At 71.3% G+C, this 25,879-nt stretch carries 25 protein-coding genes and 1 pseudogene; 10 read left to right on the plus strand and 16 right to left on the minus strand.

From position 1 onward, the window contains the following. Window positions 1-383: 383 nt before the first annotated feature. Together AB0D85_RS25090 and AB0D85_RS25095 are read right to left on the minus strand one after the other, a co-directional pair. Window positions 384-1,100, minus strand: coding sequence for a hypothetical protein (locus tag AB0D85_RS25090; RefSeq protein WP_362324143.1), 717 nt, complete (start codon window positions 1,098-1,100; stop codon window positions 384-386). Between the two features lie 110 nt (window positions 1,101-1,210). Further along, window positions 1,211-1,444 (minus strand): annotated as a pseudogene (locus tag AB0D85_RS25095) (LLM class F420-dependent oxidoreductase); the annotation flags it as partial. 112 nt (window positions 1,445-1,556) lie between these two features. On the opposite strand from AB0D85_RS25095, the gene AB0D85_RS25100 reads away from it, so the two are divergent. Continuing rightward, entirely contained in the window at window positions 1,557-3,068 is a 1,512-nt protein-coding gene (locus AB0D85_RS25100) for a CehA/McbA family metallohydrolase (RefSeq protein ID WP_362324146.1), read from the plus strand. A gap of 21 nt (window positions 3,069-3,089) precedes the next feature. Here AB0D85_RS25100 and AB0D85_RS25105 read toward each other — a convergent pair whose 3' ends face one another. Next, window positions 3,090-3,767 (minus strand): TetR/AcrR family transcriptional regulator, encoded by a 678-nt coding sequence (locus AB0D85_RS25105; protein WP_362324149.1) that lies wholly within the window; start codon window positions 3,765-3,767, stop codon window positions 3,090-3,092. A gap of 186 nt (window positions 3,768-3,953) precedes the next feature. Between AB0D85_RS25105 and AB0D85_RS25110 the strand changes: the two genes are divergently transcribed. The 3 genes from AB0D85_RS25110 to AB0D85_RS25120 all read left to right on the plus strand — a co-directional run bounded on the left by AB0D85_RS25110 (window position 3,954) and on the right by AB0D85_RS25120 (window position 6,047). Beyond that, window positions 3,954-4,883 carry an NADP-dependent oxidoreductase gene (locus AB0D85_RS25110; RefSeq protein WP_362324152.1) on the plus strand — a complete coding sequence of 310 codons (930 nt, stop codon included), beginning with the start codon at window positions 3,954-3,956 and terminating at the stop codon, window positions 4,881-4,883. A gap of 103 nt (window positions 4,884-4,986) precedes the next feature. Then, window positions 4,987-5,487, plus strand: a complete 501-nt coding sequence (locus AB0D85_RS25115) for a hypothetical protein (protein ID WP_362324156.1) — start codon at window positions 4,987-4,989, stop codon at window positions 5,485-5,487. A gap of 17 nt (window positions 5,488-5,504) precedes the next feature. Beyond that, window positions 5,505-6,047, plus strand: coding sequence for a hypothetical protein (locus AB0D85_RS25120; RefSeq protein WP_362324162.1), 543 nt, complete (start codon window positions 5,505-5,507; stop codon window positions 6,045-6,047). A gap of 116 nt (window positions 6,048-6,163) precedes the next feature. Here AB0D85_RS25120 and AB0D85_RS25125 read toward each other — a convergent pair whose 3' ends face one another. From AB0D85_RS25125 to AB0D85_RS25135, 3 genes are read right to left on the minus strand one after another with little or no spacing between them, the layout of a single operon-like run. After that, the gene (locus AB0D85_RS25125) at window positions 6,164-6,445 is read right to left on the minus strand and encodes a hypothetical protein (protein WP_362324164.1); all 282 of its coding nucleotides are present in this window, start codon (window positions 6,443-6,445) and stop codon (window positions 6,164-6,166) included. Then, complete coding sequence (locus AB0D85_RS25130) at window positions 6,442-6,717, minus strand: hypothetical protein (RefSeq protein WP_362324166.1); 276 nt, start codon at window positions 6,715-6,717, stop codon at window positions 6,442-6,444. The genes AB0D85_RS25125 and AB0D85_RS25130 overlap by 4 nt, the downstream gene beginning before the upstream one ends. Before the next feature lie 50 nt (window positions 6,718-6,767). Next, the gene (locus tag AB0D85_RS25135) at window positions 6,768-7,211 is read right to left on the minus strand and encodes an ATP-binding protein (RefSeq protein ID WP_362324168.1); all 444 of its coding nucleotides are present in this window, start codon (window positions 7,209-7,211) and stop codon (window positions 6,768-6,770) included. A 201-nt stretch (window positions 7,212-7,412) separates the two neighbouring features. Here AB0D85_RS25135 and AB0D85_RS25140 point away from each other — a divergent pair, with 201 nt between their 5' ends. Genes AB0D85_RS25140 through AB0D85_RS25150 form a run of 3 tightly spaced genes read left to right on the plus strand, consistent with a single transcriptional unit; the run spans window position 7,413 to window position 8,884 of the window. After that, a complete protein-coding gene (locus AB0D85_RS25140; RefSeq protein ID WP_362324171.1) occupies window positions 7,413-8,264 on the plus strand; it encodes a helix-turn-helix transcriptional regulator in 852 nt (283 codons plus the stop codon). 10 nt (window positions 8,265-8,274) lie between these two features. Then, window positions 8,275-8,466, plus strand: a complete 192-nt coding sequence (locus tag AB0D85_RS25145; protein WP_362324173.1) for a DUF397 domain-containing protein — start codon at window positions 8,275-8,277, stop codon at window positions 8,464-8,466. A 31-nt stretch (window positions 8,467-8,497) separates the two neighbouring features. Continuing rightward, on the plus strand, window positions 8,498-8,884 hold the full coding sequence (locus AB0D85_RS25150) for a nitroreductase/quinone reductase family protein (protein WP_362324176.1): 387 nt from the start codon (window positions 8,498-8,500) through the stop codon (window positions 8,882-8,884). A 1-nt stretch (window position 8,885) separates the two neighbouring features. On the opposite strand, the gene AB0D85_RS25155 is transcribed toward AB0D85_RS25150, so the two are convergent. From AB0D85_RS25155 to AB0D85_RS25195, 9 genes are all read right to left on the minus strand, one after another. After that, window positions 8,886-9,431: a DUF3455 domain-containing protein gene (locus AB0D85_RS25155; RefSeq protein ID WP_362324178.1), complete on the minus strand. Its 546-nt coding sequence runs from the start codon at window positions 9,429-9,431 to the stop codon at window positions 8,886-8,888. A gap of 199 nt (window positions 9,432-9,630) precedes the next feature. Further along, window positions 9,631-11,097, minus strand: a complete 1,467-nt coding sequence (locus AB0D85_RS25160; RefSeq protein ID WP_362324180.1) for an aldehyde dehydrogenase family protein — start codon at window positions 11,095-11,097, stop codon at window positions 9,631-9,633. Further along, the gene (locus AB0D85_RS25165) at window positions 11,094-12,824 is read right to left on the minus strand and encodes a D-aminoacylase (RefSeq protein ID WP_362324182.1); all 1,731 of its coding nucleotides are present in this window, start codon (window positions 12,822-12,824) and stop codon (window positions 11,094-11,096) included. The genes AB0D85_RS25160 and AB0D85_RS25165 overlap by 4 nt, the downstream gene beginning before the upstream one ends. Before the next feature lie 121 nt (window positions 12,825-12,945). After that, on the minus strand, window positions 12,946-14,064 hold the full coding sequence (locus AB0D85_RS25170; protein WP_362324184.1) for an LLM class flavin-dependent oxidoreductase: 1,119 nt from the start codon (window positions 14,062-14,064) through the stop codon (window positions 12,946-12,948). Between the two features lie 105 nt (window positions 14,065-14,169). Next, on the minus strand, window positions 14,170-14,940 hold the full coding sequence (locus AB0D85_RS25175) for an SDR family oxidoreductase (RefSeq protein ID WP_362324187.1): 771 nt from the start codon (window positions 14,938-14,940) through the stop codon (window positions 14,170-14,172). A 12-nt stretch (window positions 14,941-14,952) separates the two neighbouring features. Then, window positions 14,953-15,876, minus strand: a complete 924-nt coding sequence (locus tag AB0D85_RS25180; protein WP_362324189.1) for an LLM class F420-dependent oxidoreductase — start codon at window positions 15,874-15,876, stop codon at window positions 14,953-14,955. Continuing rightward, window positions 15,873-17,111 carry an amidohydrolase family protein gene (locus tag AB0D85_RS25185; protein WP_362324191.1) on the minus strand — a complete coding sequence of 413 codons (1,239 nt, stop codon included), beginning with the start codon at window positions 17,109-17,111 and terminating at the stop codon, window positions 15,873-15,875. Before AB0D85_RS25185 ends, AB0D85_RS25180 begins: the two co-directional genes overlap by 4 nt. Window positions 17,112-17,143: 32 nt before the next feature. Next, the gene (locus AB0D85_RS25190; RefSeq protein ID WP_362324193.1) at window positions 17,144-17,638 is read right to left on the minus strand and encodes a thioesterase family protein; all 495 of its coding nucleotides are present in this window, start codon (window positions 17,636-17,638) and stop codon (window positions 17,144-17,146) included. Continuing rightward, complete coding sequence (locus tag AB0D85_RS25195; protein WP_362324195.1) at window positions 17,635-18,843, minus strand: macrolide family glycosyltransferase; 1,209 nt, start codon at window positions 18,841-18,843, stop codon at window positions 17,635-17,637. Before AB0D85_RS25195 ends, AB0D85_RS25190 begins: the two co-directional genes overlap by 4 nt. A 246-nt stretch (window positions 18,844-19,089) precedes the next feature. Between AB0D85_RS25195 and AB0D85_RS25200 the strand changes: the two genes are divergently transcribed. From AB0D85_RS25200 to AB0D85_RS25210, 3 genes are all read left to right on the plus strand, one after another. Beyond that, complete coding sequence (locus AB0D85_RS25200; RefSeq protein WP_362324197.1) at window positions 19,090-20,331, plus strand: wax ester/triacylglycerol synthase domain-containing protein; 1,242 nt, start codon at window positions 19,090-19,092, stop codon at window positions 20,329-20,331. 112 nt (window positions 20,332-20,443) lie between these two features. After that, a complete protein-coding gene (locus AB0D85_RS25205) occupies window positions 20,444-23,401 on the plus strand; it encodes a BTAD domain-containing putative transcriptional regulator (RefSeq protein WP_362325027.1) in 2,958 nt (985 codons plus the stop codon). Window positions 23,402-23,623: 222 nt separating this feature from the next. After that, a complete protein-coding gene (locus AB0D85_RS25210; RefSeq protein WP_362324199.1) occupies window positions 23,624-23,887 on the plus strand; it encodes a hypothetical protein in 264 nt (87 codons plus the stop codon). A 397-nt stretch (window positions 23,888-24,284) separates the two neighbouring features. Here AB0D85_RS25210 and AB0D85_RS25215 read toward each other — a convergent pair whose 3' ends face one another. Beyond that, a complete protein-coding gene (locus AB0D85_RS25215) occupies window positions 24,285-25,853 on the minus strand; it encodes a FadD3 family acyl-CoA ligase (RefSeq protein WP_362325030.1) in 1,569 nt (522 codons plus the stop codon). Window positions 25,854-25,879 lie beyond the last annotated feature (26 nt).

Here is a 25,879-nt window from a genome sequence, read left to right on the forward strand (position 1 = left end):
AGGCCCGCGTCACGGACCCGGGCGGCGGAAGCGGCGAGGTCGGTCAGTGCCTCACCGCGCGCCTGGAGCAGGACAGCCGCCTCGGCGACGTCGAGCGTGACGCCGTCCCGGGCGCGTTTGAGGGCGCGACGCATGGAGTTCTCGGTGGGGCCGGTTCCGGAGGTCGCGGAAGTCGTCATTCTTTGAGCATACGTTCGGGTCTCACAGGGGTGCGGGGGCTGTGGTGCGCTGCCGGGCGCGGACCGGTTGTGGCTGGTCGCGCAGCTCCCCCGCGCCCCTTGGTCAAAGACTTCGGAGCCCCGGGGTCCTGGGCATTCGGCCCATCAGGTCCCGTCGCGGAGTCGGGAGTTCGGCCCGCCCGGACCGGCACCGCCCTGAGGCCGTTACCGTGCCCGCCGTCGCTGGTTGCCGACATTGCTTGTCCCAGCACGCCTGGCGGAAGAACTGTCGCGGCGGTCAGACGTATGAGGCACAACCGCGGCGGCGGCGATATCCCGCTGCCGCATTTGTGTCTCATATTTATCAGCATCGATCATGACCATGTCCCTACCGTAAATTTTTGCAGTCCTCCTCGGAATGTGATGGGTCTCAAACGCTTCCCGCAGCTGCGGAAGAGATTGCCAGTTCGAAGCACTCAGTCCCGTACCTGCCAGCGTCGTCATTGTACGGTCGAAAAAATCTGGATGCGTTCCCGAACGAAATACCTCGGTTCCCAGCCTCTGATCAGGGGCAGCCGCGACGCGCTCATCAAGTTCGACCGTGATGTAGTCCTCCCAGCCGGTAGGCCGCGGATCGGCACGCTCCAGCCAAAGGCTCCCATCATCGTTTTTTCCCATATAAAACCCGTGATATTCGAACCGATCCAGCGACTCCGGTGTCATGAAATTCGGCCTGAGGCCTCTCTCCTTCTCCACATCGAGTTGGTCCATCAGGGCGCCGAGCGGGACGTATCCGCCATACTCCTGCAAGGCCACCGAGTCATCGCCCGATGGAATACGGTAGTTCGTGGCGGGATTGTCACACCAGATCTTCACCGCTTCCATGAAAAACTCCGGGCGGGTCAATTGCTCAGAGTAACCATGTGCTTCCATGTCGGGCATATCGCCGAGATTCCTTCCTGTAGTTCTCGCCGGCACCAGTGCCGACCTACCACAGCGGCACAACGGGAGGGCTCGGCAGGAGGTTCAACTCGCGAGTCGGCGCAATCCGCTCACAAGTACTCCGCGTACCCGTCCGGCACCCCCAGGACTTCGGCCTCCCCCGCCGGAGGCGGCACCACCTGAAGCGCCGCCGGATCCCGTCCCGCGTCGGCCCACACCGAGCGGAGCGCCGGCAGCGACTCGGTGAGCCCGCGTCCCCCGGTCGGCAGCCACCCGTCCGCATACTCGGCGATGTGCGCGAACGGCTTCGGCGCCGCGGCCCCGCCGATCAGCGCGCGGCCGACTGGCCGGCATCGGACGCCCCGGCCTTCACATCGCTATGCACATGACATATGGATGCCTGTGGATTCCCTGCCCTTCCGGGGGAGTTCACGTCCAGAGGGGAGAGTGACCGGCATGTGTGAGGACACGCACGGCATCGGCAGGCGCGCGCTGTTCGTGACGGGCGCGGCGGCAGCCCTTACGTTGGGACCCGTGAGCTTCGCAGCGGCGGACGGTCAGGACACCGAGACCCGGACGGTACGCGGCACCCTGCCGCCCGGCTCCCCGGACTTCGTGTACGTACCGGTCGAAGTCCCCACCGGCGTACAGGAGATCAAGGTCTCCTACACCTACGACAGACCGAGCGTCCCGGCCGGCACCACGGGCAACGCGCTCGACATCGGCATCTTCGACCAGCACGGCACCGAGCTCGGCGGCAAGGGCTTCCGGGGCTGGTCGGGCGGTGCGCGCACGGAGTTCTTCGTGCGCGCGGACGACGCGACCCCCGGGTACATCCCGGGCCCGGTCGGCGCGGGCACCTGGTACGTCGCCCTGGGCCCGTACACGGTCGCCCCGCAGGGCCTGTCGTACGAGCTGACGATCACCCTCACCTACGGCGAGCCCGGCACCCCGGTCCGCCCGGTCTACCCGCCCTCCCGTGCGAAGGGCCGGGGCCGCGACTGGTACCGCGGCGACTGCCATCTGCACTCCTGGTACTCCGACGGCCGCCGCACCCCGGCCGAGATCGCGGCCCTCGCCCGTGCCGCGGGCCTGGACTTCATCAACTCCTCCGAGCACAACACGCACTCGGCGCACGCGCACTGGGCGGACCAGGCCGGCGACGACCTGCTGATCATGCTGGGCGAGGAGGTCACGACGCGGAACGGCCACGTCGTCGCCCTCGGCACCGACCCGGGGACCTTCGTCGACTGGCGCTACCGGGCCCGGGACAACCGGTTCGGCCACTTCGTCCAGCAGATCCACAAGGCCGGCGGTCTCGTCGTACCGGCGCATCCGCATGCCACCTGCGTGGGCTGCGCCTGGAAGTTCGGGTTCGGGGAGGCGGACGCCGTCGAGGTGTGGAACGGCCCCTACACACCCGACGACGAGGTGGCCCTTTCGGCCTGGGACGCCACGCTGGTGGCGTCGGTGCGGGACAACCGGCAGTGGCTCCCGGGCATGGGCAACAGCGACGCACACCGGGACCCGGACGCGGTCGGCATGCCGCAGACGGTCGTCCTCGCCGACGATCTGTCCCGCGAGGCCATCCAGGAGGGCCTGCGCGCGGGCCGTTCCTACATCGCCGAGTCGAAGTACGTGACGCTGAACTTCACGGTGACGGGCGGGCGCGGCGAGCAGGCCGGGATCGGCGAGCGTCTCTCGGTCGACGCCGACACCCCGGTGACCGTCCGCCTGGAGGCCTCCGGCGTCCCCCGCTGCACGGTCCGCTTCATCACCGACCAGGGCGTCCTGCTCACCAGCGACCCCCTCCCGGTGGCCGGTTCGGGCACGGTGGAGTGGCAGACGACCCCGTCGTACGCGGCGTACGTCCGCGCGGAACTCCGCCACGAGACCGCGGCGGGCACGGTCCCCGGCGCCCTGGCGGCGCTCACCAACCCGATCTTCCTCGGGCACCGCCACGGCTGAGCCCTGCCCGGGCCGCACGGCTCACCGGCGTGCCGCTCTGGCCAGCATGCCGTCGACGACGACGTCGACGGCGAGGTGGAACCGCTCCTCCACGTCGCCGGCGACAAGTTGTGCGGCGTAGGCGGTGACGAGGGGGAACCGGTCGGGCGACTGGGCGGTGAAGTGCCGGTAGAGGGTGTCGGCCTGGTCCCGGTGGTCGGCGTGCCGTGCGTCGGCTTCGATGGCGGCGTGGTTCACGAGCATCGCCAGGAGGTCGGTGGCCCAGGCCGCGTCCTGGGGGGCGAGGCCGCCGGCGAGCAGGATTCCCAGCAGGTTCTCCAGGAGCCGCAGGGTGGCCTCGCTCGACGGCGGCTGGGCGATGGCCGTCACGGCGATCCCGGGGTGCGCGGCCAGCACGCCGCGCAGGCGGTCGAGCAGGGAGTGCAGCTGAGGGCGCCAGCGGGCGGGGTCCACGGTTTCGAGTTCGACCATGGCGAAGATGCGGTCCTGCATCGCCCGCAGCAGTCCCTCGCGGTTGCCGACGTAGACGTAGAGCGAGGCGGGGCCCGTGTCCAGGGCGGTGGCGACCCGCCGCATCGACACGGCGTCCAGACCCTCGGACTTCAGGATCTCCAGGGCCGCGTCCACGACCGCCTCCTCGCTCAGGGGTGACTTCGCGGGGCGGTCCCGGGTCGAGCGGCGGCGGCTCGTGGGGGTCATCGGTGGTGGACCTTCCTGCATCGCTTGTATCGCTTGCATCGCTCGTCCGTTCCTGACGAACACTGTTCGTGAAGAACGACGTTCGTGACGTACGCTGTTCGTGATGTCCCACCCTACGCCAGGGGCCGCTTTCGCGTGCGCTCCGTGCCGCCGGGGCATCCCCCGTGTTCAGATCGGAGCGAAGTGATGAGGGCAGTCCGTTTCAGCCGGTTCGGCGGGCCCGAGGTCCTGGAGATCGCGGATCTCCCCGATCCGCGTCCCGGTCCCGGCCGGATCCGGATCGCGGTGCGCGCGGCCGGCGTCAACGCGAGCGACTGGAAGAAGCGCGCGGGCCTGATGGACGAGGGGCTGCCGCAGACGCTGGGCCACGAGGCGGCCGGCGTCGTGGACGAGGTCGGTGAGGGCGTCACGGGCGTCGCCGTCGGCGATCGCGTGTTCGGCCTCTCCGAGGAGGGGGGCGCGCAGGCGGAGCGGGCACTGCTGTCCCACTGGGCACCGGTCCCGCCGTCGATCGACTTCGCCGGCGCCGCCGCGCTGCCGGCCGCCGTGGAGACGGCCACCCGCTCCCTCGACCGGCTCGGCGTGGGCGGCGGCGACCTGCTGCTCGTCAACGGCGCCTCCGGAAGCGTCGGCAGCGCGGCGGTCCAGCTCGCCGTGGCACGCGGGGCGCGCGTGATCGGCACGGCGGGCCCGGCGAACCACGCGTACGTGAGGGCGCTGGGCGCCGAGCCCGTCGCCTACGGCGAGGGCCTTGTCGAACGGGTTCGCGCGCTCGCGCCCGACGGGGTCGACCTGGCCCTCGACGTCGCGGGGAGCGGGGTGCTGCCCGACCTCGTCGAGCTCGCCGGCACCCCGGACCACGTCGTCACGATCGCCGACTTCACGGGCGCCCGGACGTACGGGGTCACGTTCAGCCGGGGCGAGGACGGCCGCGCCGTCCACGCGCTCGCCGGGATCGGCGAGCTGATCGGGAGCGGCCGCTTCTCGCTGCCCGTCGCACGGACCTTCCCGCTCGACGAGGTCGCACAGGCACACCGCTTCGGCGAGACCGGCCGAGCACGCGGAAAGATCGTCCTGGTGGTCGACTCGCCGGACCAGGGCTTTACGTGCCCTTGAGTCGGTGATCGTTGATCCTTGAAGTAAGTGATCCTTACGATCCTCTCAACTCGGACATGATCCCCATCGGGCGTGAAGTCCGTAAATACACGGGGGTTCACAGATGTGGCAGGCCAAGGCCCGCGCGGCCGTGACGTTCGCCTTGGCGGCGAGCCTTCCGCTCATCTCGGGCTGTACGACGCACAACGACCAGGCCGCCGCACCGGAAAAACATCCAAGAGCCTCCGCAGCCCCCTCCAACTCCCCATCCAGCTCCCCCTCCACCTCCCCTTCCGGCATTGATCCGCCGAAATCTCCACCCGACATCACCGACTCGACCAAGGCCCTCGTCCGCCTGGCGGACAGGACGGGATCGGAAGAGGTGGCCGCGATCGCGACCATCAAGGCCGGGACGGTTGCCGTGGCGACGGACTGCACCGGCGAGGGCAGAACAGTCATAGCCATCGGGAAATCGGCGACGTACACCATCCCGTGCGAGGCCACGCCCTCGTCGACCTACAACGAGATACGACTGAGCAGCAGCGAGCGGAACGTCACCATCACGGTGACAGCCGACACCGGAATCCACTGGGGCCTGTCGGTCGGATGGCGTCCGAGAGCATGACATCACCGTTCGCTCGCGTGAGCCGATTGACGCTGACGGGTGTCACCGCCGCCCTCCTCTGCTCCGCCGCGAGCCCGACGAGTTCCACACCTCCACCAGGGCACGCCCTCACGGCGGACGGACCCCCCGCCTTCGGGATCCTGGGCGTCCCCGACGCAAAACTCGGAACCACCTGGAGATTCGCCTTCCCCCTGTTCGTCAACAACTCGAAGACGACGGTCCGGATCACCTCGGTACGGCTGGACGACGTTCCGACCGGCGCGCGGATCGAGGGATACCCGCTCTACTCGATGAAGGACACCGACGGATACATCCTGGACAGCCTGGAGGGCGACAAGAACGCCCCGGGAACCAGGGACATGACGACAATGCCGGACTACGCCGACAAACCCCTAGTGATACGCGGTCACCAGGACAGTGGTGACTACTACTTCATGGTGACGGTCAGGATTGTCGGGCACATCAAGAAGCACCTCACCGGCTGCCGCGTCAACTACACACAAGGCAGCGGAAAGTACACCCAGAACGTGCGCTGCGAGTACGCACTCGACATGAAGTAGGCACCGGCACGGTGAATGGCGTACTCACCTGACACCCGGTTGCGCGCAACCCTCCGACATCGGCCTCAGCCCGCAATCTGCTGCGATCCTTCGGCGCTCGGGGACACGAGGGGGGCTCAGTCCACCACCTGTGGATCACGGAAGTAGTACACGACGGTCACACCCATTCCTGGGGTGTGTGTATACACGACCGTGATCGCCTCGGCCGAGTCACGGGCGAGAGGTGTCGTGTACGTGTACTCGACGGAAGGAGGGCGCCAGCCAGGAATTTCGCGACCGGCCGACGGATCCCGCGCGATCACGCTCAGCGCGTCCCGGACCACTTCCCGCTCCCCCTCCGTCAGATCGCCGAATGCCTTCCTGGCAGGCTCGGCCTCCTCCAACGGAACTTCGTTCACGCGCCGCCGCCTCCGGCTCGCGCGTCTTCCAGTGCCGTCATGATCTCGGGCGAGTTCCTGATCAGGACCCGGTGCCGGTAGGCGCGGACCACGGCCGCGGCGCCGGCGAAGTCGTTGGTCGGGGAAGCTCCTACGGCGGCAGCCAGCTCCTCCTCGAAACGCTCCCGGTCGCCCGGGAAACCGTAGCGGCTGAGCGCGCTGCGCAGGTCGTCCACGGTCCGGATCTCCGGGAGGGGCATCGTTCCCCAGCCGTGCTCGGGCTGTGCGCTCATGATCAGCTCCTGATGAACGGACATCGCTCCAGCTCCCAGTATGGCCCCGGTCACCACGCTGTCACCCCGCCTCCGCACTCGGCCCACAGCAGCTTGCCCCCGCCCTTCGACACGCCCGGCCCACGCAGGACCGACGCGCCCCACGTGTCCGCACAGGCGCGCACCAAGGGCAGCCCGCGGCCGTGCTCGGCGTCGGGTGGGGGTGGCGGAGCCGGTGCGTTCGAGAAGCCGGGCGGTACGTGCGAGTCGGTGTCCCATACCGCCACGCGGAGGCGACCGGGCTCGGCCGAACGGAGGCGGAGGGCGTACGGCCCCTTCGTATGACAGTGCGCGTTGGCCAGCAGTTCGGCCGCCACCAGCTCCGCGGTCGGGGTCAGCTCCGGCATCTCGTGCGCGGCGAGAATCAGCCTGAGCGTGCCCCGCGCGATACCCGGTGCGCGTGGATCGTGCGGAAGGTGCAGGGTGTAGTTCCAGGACGGGGATACGGTGACCATGGGAAGTCTCCGGTCGCTGAGGGGAGTTGGACAGGTGCCTGGTGTCTCCGCCGTGGCGTCCCACGGTGCGCTTCCAGGTGGGGCGCCTGAGAACGACGATAGAGGCTCAGCAAATGCCATTTGCGGGATCTGGAGATACTTCGATCCATTTCACCTGTGTGAGTGACCTGCCGACGGAACGTACGTCCAAGAGGAGCGCACATGCCCGCAAGACCACCGCTGACGGCCCGTCGTCTCCGGCTCGCCGTGGAACTGCGCAAGATGCGCGAGCGCGCGGGCATGACAGCCACCGAGGCCGCCCGGGAACTCGGCACGAGCCAAGGGCAACTCAGCAATGTGGAGTCGGGCCGGTTCGGAGTGAGCCGCGAGCGCATTGAAGCCCTGGCCAACATCTACTCCTGCTCGGACCGAACGTTCGTCGAAGCCCTGATCGGCATCGCGGCCGACAGGACCTTCGGCTGGTGGGAGACGTACCGCGAGGTACTGCCCTCAGGCCTGCTCGACCTGGCCGAACTCGAGCATCACGCCATCGCTGTGCGGACCGCGTACACCTCGCACATGCCGGGACTGCTCCAAACCGCCGATCACGCGCGGGAGATCTTCCGGCACGTCATCCCCGCACCCACACCACCAGAGGTCGAGCACCGAGTCTCGCACCGGATCAAACGTCAGGGCGTGTTGTACGGGACCGACCCGACCCCCTACCGAACCACTGTCCACGAGGCCGCTCTGCACATGCGGGTCGGCGGCCGGAGCGTGGCCCGTGCCCAGTTGCAGCACCTGCTCGACATGAGCGAACAGGAACACATCGCCATCCGCGTGCTTCCGTTCGACATCGGCGCGTTCCCCGGGTCGGGCCAGTCCATCAACTACTTGTACGGCCCGGTTCCGTTGCTCGACACAGCCCAACTCGATCAGTTCCACGGCCCGGTCCTTCTCGATGCCGAAGCCCTCCTGGACAAGTACCGGAACCTTCTCGACATCGTGGAAGCAACCGCCCTCAGCCCGGAGAAGTCCAGGGACCTGATCCACGCGATTGCCCAGAACCTGTGAAGGAGCCGACATGTCCCCGAACCGCTGGCAGAAGTCGTCCTACTGCCAGGAAGGCGACGCCTGTGTCCACATATCCACCACCCCCGCCTCCCCCGCCACCGTCCACATAGCCGACGCCGACCCGCCCCGGAACATCGTCACCGTCAGCACCGCGGCCTTCGGGGCCCTGCTCGACCTGGTGAAATCTTCCGACGGACAGTGAGACGCCGGCCCGCCTCGGAAACAGAGGAACCATGTCAGACCGCAGATTCCGGATCACCACCGCCTTCCAGCGGAACGTCGCCAACCCGCTGACCCGGCTCCTCCCCTTCCAGACCCTCCTGGAGACCACCGGCCGTACTTCCGGCCTGCCCCGGCGGACGCCGCTCGGGGGGAAGCGGGTCGGGGACTCGTTCTGGCTGGTGTCGGAGTTCGGGGTGAAGTCGCAGTACGTGCGGAACATCCAGGCCGATCCCCGGGTGCGGGTGCGGATCGGTGGGCGGTGGCATCACGGCACCGCCCACCTGCTGCCCGACGACGACCCGGTCGCCCGCCTGCGCACCCTGCCCAAGGGCAACAGCGCGGCCGTGAAGATGCTGGGGACTCAGCTGCTGACGATCCGGGTCGACCTCACCGGCTGACTCAGCTCGCGGCCTTGTAGAACGCGTAGGTCGCGGTGTACCGCACGCCCACCTGCTCCGTGCCGGTGCAGGCGTCGGTCGGCGCCACGCCGCCCGTCGTGTCGAGGCGCTGGACGTAGGTGACGTCCCCGAACACCCCGGTGCCACGGGTGGCCGTGGCCTTCAGGAGCAGCTCCGGGATGGTGCCGTCCTTGGCGGACGAGGCGACCGACGAGGCGTTGACGGCGCTGCCGTCCACCGTCGACACCCACACGGGGCCGCGGGAGTGCAGGGCGACCGGGCGGTGGGCGCGGTCGGAGAGGACGGCGCCGGGCTCCAGGAACTTCCAGGCGCCGTCGGTGCAGGTGTAGGTCTGCACACCCCGGGCGGAGAAGACGGCGGTCAGCTTGTTGCCGGCGGGCACCTGGAGCGCGGCGGGCGCGTGCACGGCCGGAAGGGCGGTGGTCCCCGCGGGCGCGGCCTGGCCCACGCCCGTGCCCAGCAGGGTGGCGGCGGCCCCGGCGGCGAGGGCCGTGGCGGTCAGGGCGATTCTCTTGGCGTGCTTCATGGAGCGTTCTCCGAAGGATTCCGTGCGTGTCAAAGGAAGGGGGCGTCGGCCGGACATCGACAAGCCGGAAACCGGCCGACCCCCTTGTGTCCCGGAGGTTACGGATCCGCCGCCCCTTCCGGAACCGTTTGCCCGATCTCTGCCCGCACGGAACGCCCCTCGATCCCCAAAGGGCAAGTAAACAGGCCTGGTTGACACCTCATCCCGGCCAGACGATCGCCTGCACCTCGCTGTAGGCGTGCAGCGCGTACGAGCCCACGTCCCGTCCCACCCCGCTCTTCTTGAAGCCGCCGAACGGCGCCTCCATGTTCCGGCCGACCGTGTTGATTCCGACGCCCCCGGCCCGCAGCCGCCGTGCCACCCGGAAGGCCCGGGCCACGTCACCGGACCAGACGTAGTCGATGAGGCCGTAGTCGGAGTCGTTGGCGAGGGCGATGCCCTCCTCCTCGTCGTCGAAGGGGACGACGGAGACGACCGGGCCGAAGATCTCCTCCCGGGCCACCCGCATGTCGTTGGTGCAGTCGGCGAGGAGGGTGGGGGCGAGGTAGAAACCCCGGTCCAGGGGCGGGCGTTCGCCGCCTGCCACCACCGTCGCCCCTTCCTTCCGCGCGAGTTCGACGTACGACTCGACGCGCGCCCGGTGCTCGGCGGTGATCACGGGTCCCATCACCGTGTCGGGTTCCGAAGGGTCTCCGACCTTCAACCGGCCCGTGTACGCGGCCAGTTCGTCCACCAGCCGGTCGTACAGGCCCCGCTGCACCAGCACCCGCGTGGGCGCCGTACAGATCTGCCCGCTGTAGAAGGAGAAGGTCGTCCCGATGCCGGCCACCGCCGACCGGACGTCCGCGTCCTCGAAGACGACCGCCGCGCCCTTCCCGCCCAGCTCCATCAACTGGCGTTTCATGTCCCGCCCGCACACCTCGCCGATGCGCTGCCCGACGGCCGTGGACCCGGTGAAGCTCACCATGTCGACGTCGGGCGACGCGACGACGGCCTCGCCCACCCCCACGTCCCGCCCGGAGACCACGTTCACCACCCCGGGCGGGGCGCCCGCCGCCTCCAGCGCCTCCGCCATCCGGTAGACGGAGAGCGGATCCTGCGGAGCGGGCTTCACGACCACCGTGTTGCCCATGGCCAGCGCCGGCGCGACCTTGCCCGCCGGATTGGCCCACGGGTTGTTGTACGAGGTGATGCAGGCGACCACGCCCACCGGCTGCCGCACGGCCAGCGCGCCCATCACCCCGGCCTTCCCCATCGGCCCGGCCTCGTTGATCTGCGGCGGGATCGCCCACTCGGCCGGTTCGACGGTCGCGTAGCGGCGGAAGCGGGCCGCGGCCACCCCCACCTGCATGGCCCGCGCGGTGCCGGTGGTCGCGCCCGTCTCGGCGCGGGCGAGGTCCGCGTACTCGCGCAGCCGCCCCCGGATGATGTCGGCGGCCCGCCCGAGCACCGCCGCCCGCTCCCCCACCGGCGTCCGCGACCAGGCGTCGAAGGCCTCCCGGGCGGCGGCGCAGGCGGCCGCCACCTGCTCCCGGGAGGCCTCGGGGGCTCCGCCGACGGTCTCCTCGGTCGCCGGGTCGACGACCTCGTAGTGCCCGCCGTCGGGCTCCACCCACCGCCCCCCGACGAACAGCCGCTGCCCGTCGGACTCCGCGAAGGCACTCACCGGGTACTCACCGTCTGCGTGTCCCGCCCGGACCGCAGCACGGTCCCCGGTACGGCCCCGCTCACCACGTCGTCCCGGATGGCCTCGACGCCGTTGACCCAGACCGCCCGCACGCCGATCGCCTTCGCGTCCAGGCGCGGGCTGTCTCCCGGCAGGTCGTGCACCAGGGTGGCCTGGCCGGCGGCGATCCGTTCCGGGTCGAAGAGCACGAGGTCCGCATGCCAGCCCTCCGTGATCCGGCCGCGCTCGCGCAGCCCGAAGAGCCGGGCGGGGTCGTCGGTCAGCATCTTCACGGCCTGTTCGAGGCCCAGCAGCTTCCGGCCGCGCAGACAGTCCCCGATGAACCGGGTGGTGTACGGCGCCCCGCACATCCGGTCCAGATGCGCGCCCGCGTCCGAGCCGCCCAGCATCACGTCCTCGTGCTGCCAGGTCTCGGCGCGCAGCGCCCAGGAGGCGGGGTCGTTGTCGGTGGGCATGGGCCACAGGACGGTACGGAGGCCGTCGGCGGCGCAGATCTCGACGAGGCAGTGGAAGGGGTCCTGCCCGCGCTCCTCCGCGATGTCCTTGACCACCCGCCCGCTGAGCCCGGCGTTGGCCTCGCTGTAGGTGTCCCCGATGACGTACCGCCCGAAGTTGGCGAGCCGCCGGAAGACCCCGGCCTCCTTGGAGTGGGCGCGCTCCAGCAGCTCCGCGCGTACGTCGGGGTCCCGGAGCCTGGCGATCCGCTCCGGCACCGGAAGGCCCAGGACCGGTCCCCACCCCGGTATCAGGTTCAGCGCGCAGAAGGTCCCGAGCGACATGTTCATCGGCGTGAGGATGGGCATGGTCAGCGCCACGACCCTGCCGCCCGCCTTCCGGGCCCGTTCACTGGCCTGGAGCTGCCGGGGCACCCGCTCGGGCACGGCGGCGTCGACGGTCAGCACGTTCCAGTTCAGCGGCCGCCCGGCCACCGCGCTCATCTCGGCGAACAGCTCGATCTCGGCGTCGCTGAACTGGTCGAGGCACCCGGCGACGATCGCCTCGATCTGCGTCCCCTCGTGCTCCCCCACCGCCTTGGCCAGGGCCAGCAGTTCCGCGGGCCGGGCGTGCCGGGAGGCGACGGGCTGCCCGTCCCCGTCGGAGTGCGTGCTGGACTGGGTGGTGGAGAACCCCCATGCCCCCGCGTCCATGGCCTCGTGCAACAGCCGTACGATCTCGGCGAGTTGCTCCTCACTCGGCTGCCCTCCGACCGCCTCCGGCCCCATCACGTACCGGCGCAGGGCGCAGTGCCCCACCATGAACCCGGCGTTGACGGCGATCCGCCCTTCGAGCGCGTCCAGGTACTCCCCGAAGGAGTTCCAGCTCCAGGGCGCCCCTTCCTCCAGGGCGACCAGCGACATGCCCTCGACCTTGGACATCATGCGGCGGGTGTAGTCGGCGTCGTCGGGGCGTCCCGGATTCAGGGGCGCGAGGGTGAACCCGCAGTTCCCGGCGGCGACGGTCGTCACCCCGTGGTTGAGGGAGGGCGTCGCGTACGGGTCCCAGAAGAGCTGCGCGTCGTAGTGCGTGTGCGGATCGACGAACCCGGGCGCGAGCACGAGGCCGGTGGCGTCCTCCGCCGTACGTGATTCCTCGGCGACGTCCCCGACGACGGCGATACGACCGTCGCGGATACCGACGTCGGCGACGAAGGCGGGCGCGCCGGTCCCGTCCACGACGGTCGCACCCTTGATGACGTGATCGAGCATGGGGCTCCCTTTTCCACTGTGGGGACTGGTCCCACCTGAAGGGGCGCGGGGCTGTATCGATTTGCGGCTACCGCCGCGCGTGCGCGACCAGCCCCCACACACCCGCAGCCGCCGTACAACCTCAGGAGGCTTCCCGGAACCGCGTAGTCCGGTGAACCGGATCCGTGTCGATCTTCGGAATCACATGCTCCCCGATCAACCGGATCGTCTGCAGCGTCTCCTCCTTCGGCACCCCCACCGGCAGCCCGAAGCTCAACTGGTCCGCCCCGGCCTGCTCCCACCGCTTGCACTGCCGCAGCACCTCGTCCGGGTCCCCGCAGATCAGCAGTTCCTCCTCGACGAGCAGCTCCACGAACTCCGGCGTGTACTCCGGCAGCGTCTCCGGCCACACCGGGAACCCCTCGGGCCGCGGGAACGTGTCGTGGTACCGGAACACCAGCGAGGGCAGATAGTGCAGCCCCCCGGACGCCGCGATCCGGATCGCCTCGTCGTGGGTGGGCGCACAGATCGCCGTGGTCGTCACCATGACGTTGTCGTTGACGAAGTCACCGACCGGCTCGGCGTTCACGATCGCCGTCTTGTACTGCTCGAGCACCCACTCCATGTCGGAGACCTTCTGGATGCTGAACCCGAGGACCCCGAGGCCCTTCCTCGCCGCCATGGCGTACGACGGCGGGGACCCGGCCGCGTACCACATCGCGGGGTGCGACTTGCCGTACGGCTTGGGCAGCACCTTCCGCGGCGGCAGCTGCCAGTGCTTGCCCTGGAAGCCGACGTACTCGTCCTGGAGCCACATCTTGGGGAACTCGGCGATGGTCTCCTCCCAGATCTCCTTGGTGTAGTTCATGTCGGTCACACCAGGGATGAACCCGAGGATCTCGTGCGAGCCGGCGCCGCGCCCGCTGCCGAACTCGAAGCGGTTGCCGGTGAGATGGTCGAGCATGGCGACCTTCTCGGCCACCTTCACGGGGTGGTTCACCTGGGCGAGGGGGTTGAAGATCCCGGAGCCGAGGTGGATCCGCTCGGTGGCGTGGGCGAGGTAGCCCAGGTAGACGTCGTTGGCGGACAGGTGCGAGTACTCGTCGAGGAAGTGGTGCTCGGAGGCCCAGGCGTACTTGAAGCCGGACTGGTCCGCCTGGATGACGTACTCGGTCTCCTCCATCAGTGCCTTGTGCTCGGCAAGCGGGTCGGTCTCGGCTCGCTTGCCCACGTATCCCTGTACAAAGAGCCCGAATTCCAAGGCGGTTCACCGTCCCAAGTCCAGGTGAGTCGTGTGAGTCCTACGACTTCGTGAGTGCTACGACTTTCTGACGTACCGTCAGAAAGGTCAATAGTTGACGGGCCGTCAGATGACACTGACCCCCGCCAGCCACCCCCCGTCGATCACGAACGGCTGCCCGGTGATGTACGAGGAGTCGTCCGAGGTCAGGAAGAGCGCCAGCCTGGCCACCTCCTCCGCCCGTCCGATCCGGCCCAGCGGCACGAGCTTGCGGTACAGCTCGTCCAGGGCGCGGGTCATCTCCTCCGGATCCGCGCCCGGGTCGAGGCGTGCGGGGTTGGACATGGGCGTGTCGATGGCGCCGGGGCAGATCGCGTTGACGCGTATCCGCCGGTCGGCCAGCTCCAGCGCGGCGACCCGGGTGAGCCCGAGCACCGCGTGCTTGGTCGCGGCGTAGGTGCCCACGGCCGCCATCCCCGTCAACGCCGTGTAGGAGGCGGTGTTGACGATGGTCCCGCCGTCGGCCAGCTGGGGCGCGACCGTCTTCATGCCCAGGAAGCAGCCGACCTGGTTGACCTGTATGACCTGCATGAACTCGTCGAGGGGGGTGTCCACGAGCGCGTTGAAGCGCAGGATGCCGGCGTTGTTGACCAGCCCGTCGAGCCGCCCGTACGCCTTCTTCGCGGCGGCGACGGCGGCCTTCCACTCCTCCTCCACGCCCACGTCCAGGTGGACGTAGGCAGCCCCGATCTCCTTGGCGAGGGCCTCGCCCTGGTCGTCCAGCACATCGGCGACGACGACCTGCGCGCCCTCCGCGACGAAGAGCCGCGCCTCCTGCTCGCCCTGTCCGCGCGCCGCCCCGGTGACGATGACGACGCGCCCGTCCAGCTTGCCCATGCCGATCGCTCCTCAGTCCAGAAGGGGCGCGACGGACGCCCCGAACGCGGTGATCTGGTCGACGAGTTCGGTCCGGCTCCGGCTGCGGAACCGCACCTGGATCTGGTGCACGCCCATCGCGCCGTACGCCCGCAGCGACTCGGCGAGGGCGTCGGGGGGCCCGCTGAGGGTGCGGCGGCCCACCTCCCACCCGGGTGTGCCGACGTACAGCGGCTCGGTGATCGCGCCGACGGTGACCGGCTCTTCGACCGCGGCCTCCTCGCGCAGCCGCAGCAGCCGTTCGATCTGTGCCGGGAGCCGGTCCCTCGGGTCGCCCTGCGGGAGCCAGCCGTCGCCCTTGAGCGCGGCCCTGCGCACGGCCGCCGGCGACGACCCGCCGACCCACACCGGCACCCGTTCCTGTGCGGGCCGGGGGCGCTGCCCGAGCCCCTCGAAGTCGTAGAACTTCCCGTGGTGGGAGGGGAATTCGTCGGGGCCCAGCGCCGCCCGCAGCGCGTCGATCGCCTCGTCGAGCACCGCCCCTCGCTGCCGGAAGTCCACCCCCAGCACCTCGAACTCCTCCGCCACGTGCCCGGCGCCGACCCCGAGGATCAGCCGGCCGCCGGAGAGGTGGTCGAGGGTCGCGTACTGCTTGGCGGAGAGCAGGGGGTGCCGCAGGCCGACGACGGCGACATGGCTGAGCAGCCGGACCCGGTCGGTCACGGCGGCCAGGTGGGCGAGGGTGGCGACCGGGTCGTACCAGACCGTGCTCATGGCCTCGGCCAGCCGGCGCGGGATCGCCACGTGGTCGCAGACGGCGAGGTAGGCGAAGCCGGCCCGGTCCACCGCCCGCGCGATCTCGACGAGGTCGGCGGCGCCCGCCCCGGCCTCCCAGCCCTCGGCGTAGATCGTGGACTGGGACTGGACGGGGAGCTGGATGCCGTAGGCGAGGCTCACCGCGGACCGCCGCCCCACAGGCCGTCGGGGGTCAGGCCCAGCAGGTCGATCGCGTTGCCGCGGACGATCCGTTCCACCACGTCCGGGGCCAGGTGGCCCATCTGGGCCTCGCCGACCTCGCGGGACTTGGGCCAGGTGGAGTCGGAGTGCGGGTAGTCGGTCTCGTAGAGGACGTTGCCGAGGCCGATCGCGTCGAGGTTCTTCAGGCCGAAGGCGTCGTCGAAGAAGCAGCCGTAGACGTGGTCGGCGAAGAGTTCGGAGGGCGGGCGGTGCACCTTGTCGGCGACGCCGCCCCAGCCCCGGTTCTCCTCCCAGACGACGTCGGCGCGCTCCAGGATGTAGGGGATCCAGCCGATCTGGCCCTCGGCGTACATCACCCTGAGGCGGGGGAAGCGCTCGAACTTGCCGCTCATCAGCCAGTCGACCATCGAGAAGCAGCAGTTGGCGAAGGTGATGGTGGAGCCGACGGCCGGCGGGGCGTCCTCGGAGGTGGAGGGCATCCTGCTGCTGGAGCCGATGTGCATGGCGACGACCGTGCCGGTCTCGTCGCAGGCGGCGAGGAAGGGGTCCCAGTAGTCGGTGTGGACGGAGGGCAGGCCCAGGTGCGGGGGTATCTCGGAGAAGGCGACGGCCGGGACCCCGCGGGCCGCGTTGCGGCGGACCTCGGCGGCGGCGAGTTCCGCGTCCCAGAGGGGGATGAGCATGAGGGGGATCTGCCGGCCCCGCGCCAGTGGGCCGCACCACTCCTCCACCATCCAGTCGTTGTAGGCCTGGACGCACAGCAGGGCCAGTTCGCGGTCCTTGGCCTCGGTGAAGGTCTGCCCGCAGAACCGGGGGAAGGTCGGGAAGCAGAGGGCGGACTGGACGTGGTTGACGTCCATGTCGGCGAGCCGCTGCGGGATGTCGTACGACCCCGCCCGCATCTGCTCGTACGTGATCACTTCGAGCTTGATCTCGTCACGGGAGTAGCCCACGGCGGTGTCGAGGCGGGTGAGGGGGCGGTGCAGGTCCTCGTAGATCCACCAGTCGCCTGTCGGGCCGTCCTCCCCCGGGCCGCCCATGACCGGCTTGAAGCGTCCGCCGAGGAAGCTCATCTCCCTCAGCGGGGCCCGGACGATGCGCGGCCCGGTGTCCAGGTACTTCTTCGGGAGGCGGGACTGCCAGACGTCCGGCGGCTCCACGGTGTGGTCGTCGACGGAGATGATCAGCGGAAAGGTGCCGTCCTCGGTGTCCATGGCGCTCACGGTAGCGCCGATCTGACGAACCGTCAGCTAGCAGGATGACGGTTCGTCAGGCACTCGCAGTCCGCGTGCCGGGCCAGGACGGCCAGCTCCTCGTCCTCCAGCCTGCGGGTGCGGCGGGCGGTGGGGTCGTAGGCGACACAGGTGCTCACACAGGTGCAGAACACCTGCTCGCCGCGGGTGATCCGGCTGGTCAGCCGGAAGGAGGTACGGCGGATCGTGCTGACGGTGGTGCTGATGACGGCCGGTTCCGGACGGAGGTCGAGCGCCTCGGTGTAGTCGAGTTCGTGGCGGGCGTAGATCACGCGGACGCGCACCGGCTGGCCGGGGTGGCCGCCCTGGAGGTAGAAGAAGTCCACGTGGGCGTCCTGGATCATCTCCAGGAGGCGGACGTTGTTCACGTGGTTCATGGGGTCCAGATCGCTCATCCGGACCGGGCGGCTGTAGAGGTGCGGGCGGTGGTGGTGCTGCTGCTGTGCGGGCACGGGGGCGGGGACGGCCGCCAGGGTCGCATGGCTCACTGTCCGGCTCCCAGCGCGTCCTCGGCCAGGTCGGCGGCGGCCCGCACCCCGCCCGACCGCTCGATCTCCGCGCGCAGGGCGGCGACCCCGGCGCGGACCGCCGGGTCCTTCGACACCCGCAGCACCGCGTCCCGCAGCGACCGCGCGGTGACCTGCTCGCGCGGCAGGTACGCGCCCAGCCCCAGGTCCTCGATCCGGCCCGCGTTGACGCGCTGCTCGGCCATCTGCGGGATCGCCACCATCGGCACCCCGTGCTGGACGGCCTCCATCGTGCCGCCCATCCCGGCGTGGGTCACGAAGACGTCCGTGTGCGCGAGCACGGCGAGCTGCGGGACGTGCGCGTGCACCTCGAAGTGGGCGGGCAGCGGGCCGAGTTGGTCCTCGGTGACATCCGGACCGACGGCCATCACCACATGGTGCGGGAGGTCGGCGAAGGCCTCGGCGCAGGCCCGGTAGAACTCCGGGCGCCGGGTGAACTGGGAGCCCAGCGAGACCAGCAGCACGGGCGCGTCGGGGCGGGGTGGCTGCCAGGACCCCTGGTAGGAGCGGTCGCCGAGGGCGGGCCCGACGTAGGCGACCCGGCGGGCGGTGACGGTCTCCGCGCGGCGCTGGAAGGAGCGGGGCAGGAAGGCGATCGCCCGGTCGGGCCGCTCCACCTCGTGGATGCGGGCGGGGTCGAGGCCGCGCTCGGCGAAGGCGGCGGCGAGGCTGCCGTACCCGGGGAGGGCGGCGAGGCCGGCGGCACCGTCGAAGAACTCGGGGAACAGGCCGTCGTAGGCCATGTGCGTGGGCGAGCACAGGACGGTCGGCACGCCCCACTGCGCGCCCAGCAGCAGCCCCGCGAAGCCGTAGACGTCGTAGAGGACGAGGTCGGGGCGGTCGTGGGCGTACGCGCGGGTCAGCGCGGGCAGGGAGCCCAGCGAGGCGTGCACCGCGCGGGCGAAGCCCTCCGCGAGGCGCTCGGGCGCGTCCGAGCCGTCGCTCTCGACCGGGTAGACGACGGGCTCGGCACCGGCCGCCTTCACCGCGTGCACGAAGTCCTCGGTGATGGCGTAGGTGACCCGGTGGCCCCGGCGCACCAGCTCCGCCACCACGCCCAGGGTCGGGTTCACATGCCCCTGCATCGGCAGGTTCACCACGGCGATGTGCGCCGGGCGCTGGCGGAGGAGCGGGATCGAGGAGGCGGCGGGGCTGGTGCCAGGCACGATGGGCGTTTCCTGTTCCTGTTACGGCGCGTCGGAGGACGCCCGTCGGTTCGTGTGGGGCCGTGGGTGTGGGGAGACGGGGATCGGTACAACGACACCGACACGTGTCACGCGACTGGCATCAGGCGGGAAACAACCCCTTCGTGGTGACCTGCGAGGCGACGGGTTGACCCCGCGGGCGTGACCGCAGGTCACCGGCGGGCGTTGGGCGGTGTGGAGGATCGTCGTCACGACAGGAGCCGCCACATGGCCGGAACGCAGCTGCCCTTCCTGGAGGAGGGGATGGCCCGCTGGCCGTTCGGCCCGCCCAACGCCGGGATCGCGCTGGACTTCGCGGGGCCCGCGCCCCAACTCGGCGAACTGCGGACGCTGGTACGGCAGCGGTGGGCCGATCTGCCGCGGCTGGCCGTGCAGTTGGTCCATGCGGAACGGCGGGCCCTGCCGGGCCGGTCGCGCCGGCACCGCTGGCAGACACGGGCCGGTCACGACCCGGCCGAGCAGGTCCGGGACACGGGCGGGCAGGCTCTGGAGGACGTCGTACGCGACTGGTTCCACACCCCTTTCCCGGCCGGCGCGCCGCCCTGGAACCTGCACCTCCTGCGCGGCCCCTCGGGCGGCGAGTTCACCCTTCTCTTCCGGATGCACCACAGCCTCCTCGACGGACGGTCGGTGACCACCCTGCTGCGCGCCCTCCTGGACGGCTGCGCCCCGGTGGACGCCGCCGCCGCGACGGCCGGGCCGGGCGAGCTGCGCCGGACCCCCGCGCCCGGCACCCAGCCGGGCCTGCTGACGGCGGGCCTCGCGGTGCCGCTGCCGGGCAAGGGCGAGCGGAGGACCGCGTACGCGCTCGTACGGCTGCCCCCCGACCTCGTACGGGCGGCACGCGGCCGTGCCGGTACGACCACCAACACCGTGTTCCTGGCCGCCGTCACCGGCGTACTGCGCTCCTGCCTGCTGGCCTCCGACGCCCCCTCCGAGGTCACCGAACCGGTCTGGCTGTCCGTCCCCATCGACCAACGGCCCGCCGACCGGGGCGACTTCCTCGGCAACGCGTTCTGCAACATCCGGCTGCCCGCGCCGGTCGCCCTGGCCGACCCGGCCGCCCGACTCGAAGCCTGCGCCGGTCTGCTCACGACCGTCACCCGCCCCCGCACCAGGGCGGAGAAACTGTTCGAGGCGGCCGTCACCGCCCTGCCCGGCCCGGCCCAGGCACTCGCCCGCGGCCGCCTGTTCGCCCCGGACTACGCACCGGCCGCCTGCACCTACGTCCATCTCCGCGAGTCGGGCCGTACGCTGGCCGGCCGCCCGCTGCGCCGGATCAGCCTGGTCCCCATGGTGCCGCCGCACGACACGGTCACCTTCGCCCTGGGCGGCTGCGCCCGCGGCCACACCCTGAGCGTGTGCACCAACTCCGGCGCGGAAGACGCGGACCTGCTCGCGGAGTCGTTCCGCCATGAACTGGCGCTGCTGGCCGGATCCGCCGTGTGAAGGCTCTGTGGATCACGGCGTGTCGCCCTGTGATCGGTGTCTCGCCCGGCTGACGCAACCCCCCGGAACAAGGCAAACTGACGGGGTGAATCGGGATGTCTGGGGGACGGGCATGGACGGCGGGCCGCGGGTACCGGAGCAGCGGGGCCCCGACTCCTCGGAGGAGGCGGAGGCACTGCGCTTCAGCGTGCTCGGTCCGGTGCGGGCCTGGCGGGACGAGGAGCCGCTCAACACCGGCTCCCCCCAGCAACGCGCCCTGCTCGCCGCCCTGCTGCTGCGCGAGGGCCGAACGGCGACCGCGGCCGAGCTGATCGACGCGCTGTGGGGCCCCGAACCGCCGTCGCAGGCGCTGGCGGCGGTACGGACGTACGCGTCCCGGCTGCGGAAGGTCCTGGACTCCGGGGTCCTGGTCAGCGAGTCGGGCGGGTACGCGGTGCGGGGGCTGCGCGAGGACGCCCTGGACCTGGCGGTGGCCCAGGAGCTGGCCGCGGAGGCGGAGAAGGCCAAGAGCGCCGGGATCCTGCGCCAGGCCCGGGACGTGCTGAACCGCGCCCTGTCCCTGTGGGACGGCGAGCCGCTGGCGGGAGTGCCCGGCCCGTACGCGGACACCCAGCGGGTCCGCCTGGAGGAGTGGCGCCTCCAACTCCTGGAATCCCGCCTGGACATGGACCTGGAGCAGGGCTACCACGCGGAGGCGGTCTCGGAGCTCACGGCGCTGACCGCCGCCCACCCGCTGCGCGAACTCCTGCGCGAGCTGCTGATGCTGGCCCTGTACCGCAGCGGCCGCCAGGCGGAGGCGCTCGCGGTGTACGCCGACACCCGCCGGCTGCTGGCGGACGAACTGGGCGTGGACCCGCGCCCGGAGCTCCGCGAACTCCAGCAGCGGATCCTGCAGGCCGACCCCTCGCTGGCCGAGCCGTCCGCCCCGGTGGCGGAGCCGGCGGTGGTCCCGGTGCGCCCGGCCCAGCTCCCCGCCACCGTCCCCGACTTCACCGGCCGGGGCGCCTTCGTCACGGAGCTGAGCGAGGTGCTGGCGTCGGCCGAGGGCCGGGTGATGGCCGTGTCGGCGCTGGCGGGCATCGGCGGCGTCGGCAAGACGACCCTGGCGGTGCATGTCGCCCACCAGGCCCGGTCGGTCTTCCCCGACGGCCAGTTGTACGTCGACCTGCAGGGCGCGGGACCGCGCGCGGCCGAACCGGAGACGGTCCTGGGCTCCTTCCTGCGGGCGCTGGGCACCGCGGACTCGGCGATACCGGAGTCCCTGGAGGAGCGGGCGGCCCTGTACCGCTCGGTCCTGGACGGCCGCCGGGTGCTGGTGCTCCTGGACAACGCGCGGGACGCCGCCCAGGTGCGCCCGCTGCTGCCGGGCACGGAGGGCTGCGCGGCGCTGATCACGTCCCGGGTGCGCATGGTCGACCTGGCCGGGGCCCATCTGGTGGACCTCGACGTGATGTCCCCCGAGGAGGCGCTCGCGCTCTTCGTCAGGATCGTCGGCGTGGAGCGGGTGTCGTCGGAGCGGGAGGCGGCGCTGGACGTGGTGGCGGCCTGCGGCTTCCTGCCGCTGGCCATCCGCATCGCCGCGTCCCGCCTCGCGGCCCGCCGCACCTGGACGGTCTCGGTGCTCGCGGCGAAGCTCGCCGACGAACGCCGGCGCCTCGACGAGCTCCAGGCCGGGGACCTGGCGGTGAAGGCGACGTTCGAACTGGGCTACGGCGCCCTGGAACCGGCCCAGGCGCGGGCGTTCCGGCTGCTCGGTCTCGCGGACGGCCCGGACATCTCCCTGGCGGCGGCCGCGGCGGTCCTCGGCCTCCCGCCGGAGGAGACGGAGGACCTCCTGGAGGCCCTGGTCGACACCTCGTTGGTGGAGTCGGCGGCCCCGGGCCGCTACCGGTTCCACGACCTCGTACGGCTCTACGCGCGTTCCTGTGCGGAGCGGGACGAGCAGCGGCCCGGTGAGTGCGAGGCGGCGCTGTCGCGGTTGCTGGACTTCTACCTGGCGAGCGCGGCCCAGGTGTACGCGATCGAGCGGCCCGGCGAGCGCGCGCTGGACCACCTGAGCCGGACCGCGTACCCGGGCCTCGCCTTCACCGACCGGGACAAGGCGCTGGACTGGCTGTTCACCGAGGCGAGCGGACTGCTGGCGGCCATGCAGCAGGCCGGCACGACGGACCGGCTGCGCCGGGCGGCCGACCTCCTCGTCGTGGCCTCCGACCTCGCGGAGTCCGGGATCGGTGCCCGCCAGTACGTCCGGGCGGCCACCGCGGTCATCTCGGCGGCCCAGCGGCACGGCGACGCCTACGCCGAGGGCCGGGCCCGCCTCGTGCACAGCCATGTGCTGGGCGTCTCCGGCCAGTTCGCGGAGTCGGACCGGGAGGCGGGCGCGGCCCTGCGGCTCGGTCTCGCCGCCGAGGATCCCGTGGTGTGCGGCCAGGCACCCAACCAGCAGGGCATCCTCGCCATCTACACCGGGCGGCACGAGGAGGCCGAGCAGCACCTCACCCAGGCCCTGGCCGCGTTCCGGGCCGACGGGAACACGCCCGGCGAGGCCAGCGCCCTGTGCAACCTGTCCCGGGTCCACCTCGCGACCGGCCGCACCGAGAGCGCGGTCTTCCTGGCCCGGCAGGGGGTCACCATCTACGAACGCGACGACAACGGGATGGCCCTGCGGCTCGCCAACGGCAAGTACGCGCTGGGGCTCGCGCTGACCAGCGCCGGAGAGACACGGCTGGCCCTGGAGACCCTCACCGACGCGCTGGCCATGTTCCAGGACGCCCGGCAGCAGCTGTGGCACGGCATGACGCTGTTCCGGCTCGCGGAACTCCACCTGACCGACGACAGCCACGCCCAGGCGGCGGCCTGCGCGGAACAGGCCCTCGCGGTGCTGCACGGCATCGGCGGGGAGTGGCGGCGCGCCAACGTCCTCACGGCCCTGGGCCGCGCCCTGTACGGCATCGGCCAGACCGACCGCGCGAAGGTCTGCTGGCAGGAGGCACTGTCGGTGTTCGAGGAGTCGGGGTCACCGGAGGCGGCGGACGTACGCGGGCTGCTGGCGTCCGCTCCCGTGGGGTAGAGGGCGGGCCCGTTCCGGGACCGGTGACCGCGTTCATCATTCGTTTATCGCCGCCCGGCACTCTCAGTCGTGCCGGACCGTCGCGTCGGGGGGCAGACGGCTCGGTGCGGTGGCCGCACCACTAAGGTGAACGGCCGTGCGATGCCCGCCCGGTGGCACTCGGGGGAGTGACCGGGCGGGCATCCCCACTTCGTTTTCGTGCTGTTTCCCAAGGAGCACCTCATGGCCGACAACACCGGGACCGTCAAGCCCGACGACTACCACGCGACGAGCGCGCCGGCCGACGCCGCGGGCACCGCTCTCGTCGTCGACCCGAAGCCCGACTTCGACCCGGCGGCCGCCCCGGCCACCGCCACGAAGCCGGCCACGGACGCCACGCCCGTCCCGGCCGCCGGCAAGGACGACGTCGCCAGCAAGGACTACCACGCCACGTCAGAGCCCCTGAGCTCGGCCGCCGACTACCACGCGACGGACGAGAAGGGCTGACCGGACCACACCGGGACGGGGAACGGCCGCGACGGCGCGGAGGGGGAGCCGTCGCGGCCGAGGCGTGTCCGGCCACCGAAGCGGCTTCCGCTGCGGGCAGCACCGCCGGGCAACTCGCACGGCTGGGCAGCCGGCACCGCATCGCAGCAGCATCGCCGCATCGTCGGACCGCCTGCACCGCCGGGCAACTCGCGCCACTGCACAGCCTGCTCCGCAACACCGCCGAACCGCAGCACCGCCGAACCGCGCGCACCGCCGCACGCAGCACCGCCGGACAGCTGGCACCACCGCATCGCCCGCACCGCCGAATCGCGCACATCGCCGCACCACCCGCACCACCAGTCAGCCTGGACCACCTGGACCGCCGGCACCGCCGAATCGTCCGCACCAGGCCCGCCTAACCACCCGCCCGTCCCCGCAGCTCCCCCTTCACCACCTTCCCGCTCGCGTTCCGTGGCAGTTCGCCCACGAACTCCACCGTCCTCGGCACCTTGTAGTTCGCCATCTCGCGGCGGGCCCAGGCGATCAGGTCGTCCCCCGTCAGGACCGAGGCCGCCCTGCGTACCACGTACGCCTTGCCGACCTCGCCCAGCCGGGCGTCCGGTACGCCGATCACCGCCACGTCGGCCACCTCGGGGTGCAGGCCCAGCAGTTGCTCTATCTCCGCCGGGTAGGCGTTGAAGCCGCCGACGATGAACATGTCCTTCAGCCGGTCGGTGATCCGCAGGTTCCCGGCCGCGTCCAGGACGCCGACGTCCCCCGTGCGCAGCCAGCCGTCCGCCGTGCGGGTCTCGGCGGTCGCCGCCGCGTCCTCGTAGTAGCCGCGCATCACGTTGAAGCCGCGGACCAGCACCTCCCCCGCCTCGTCCACGCGCACCTCCGTCCCGGGTATCGCCCGCCCGGACGTGGACGCGATCACCGTCGGGTCGTCGCCGCGCCGGCACATGGTCACGATCCCGCTCGCCTCGGAGAGGCCGTACGCCGTCAGGACCGTCTCGACGCCGAGTTCGCCGCGCAGGCGTTCCACGAGCTGCAGGGGTACGACCGCCGCGCCCGTCACCACCAGTCTCAACGCCGAAAGGTCATGCGTATCGCGCGCCGGGTGGTCGAGGAGCGACTGGTGGAGGGTCGGGGGGCCGGGGAGGACCGAGACCCGTTCCGAGGCCACGTTCGCCAGGACCGTCTCCACGTTGAACACCGGCTGCGGGATCATCGTCGCCCCGCGCATCAGGCAGGCGATCACCCCGGCCTTGTAGCCGAAGGTGTGGAAGAAGGGGTTCACGATCAGGTAGCGGTCGTCGATGCGCAGGCCCGCCAGGTCGGCCCAGACCTCGTACGCCCGCAGCGTCTGCGCGTGCGTGATCATCGCGCCCTTCGGACGGCCCGTCGTACCGGAGGTGAAGATGATGTCGGAGAGGCGGTCGCCGTCCAACTCGGCCGCGCGGGAGGCGACATCACGGGCGCCGACGCCCTCGCAGCCCGCGAGGAAGTCCTTCCAGGTGCGGAAGTCCGCCGGCGCGTCCTCCGACAGCACCACGACCTGCTCCAGGGCGGGCAGCCCCGGCAGCGGTCCGGCGCCGCCCACCCCCTCCCCCGCCGCCCTGCGCAGCGACGCCACGTACGACGTGCCCAGGAACGTCCCGGTCACGAACAGCAGCTTCGCCCCGCTCCTGCGCAGTACGTCCGCCGTCTCCGTGCCCTTGAAGCGGGTGTTCAGCGGGACCAGCACCCCGCCCGCGGACACCGCGCCCAGCGCCGCGACGATCCACTCCAGGGAGTTCGGCGCCCAGATGCCCACCCGGTCGCCCGTCCCGACGCCGGAGGCGATGCAGGCGGCCGCCGCCCGTTCCACCCGGGCGCCCAGCTCGGCGTAGGTGATCCGGGTGCGGCCGTCGACCACCGCCTCCACGTCCGCGTACCGCTTCGCCGCCGACCGCACCAGCCCCGGAACGGTCCCCCACTCCATGTCACCGCGCACAACCGGCCTCCCCG

Origin of the sequence: Streptomyces sp. NPDC048277 (genome assembly GCF_040652235.1) — a bacterium.
In the GTDB taxonomy this organism is placed as follows: domain Bacteria; phylum Actinomycetota; class Actinomycetes; order Streptomycetales; family Streptomycetaceae; genus Streptomyces.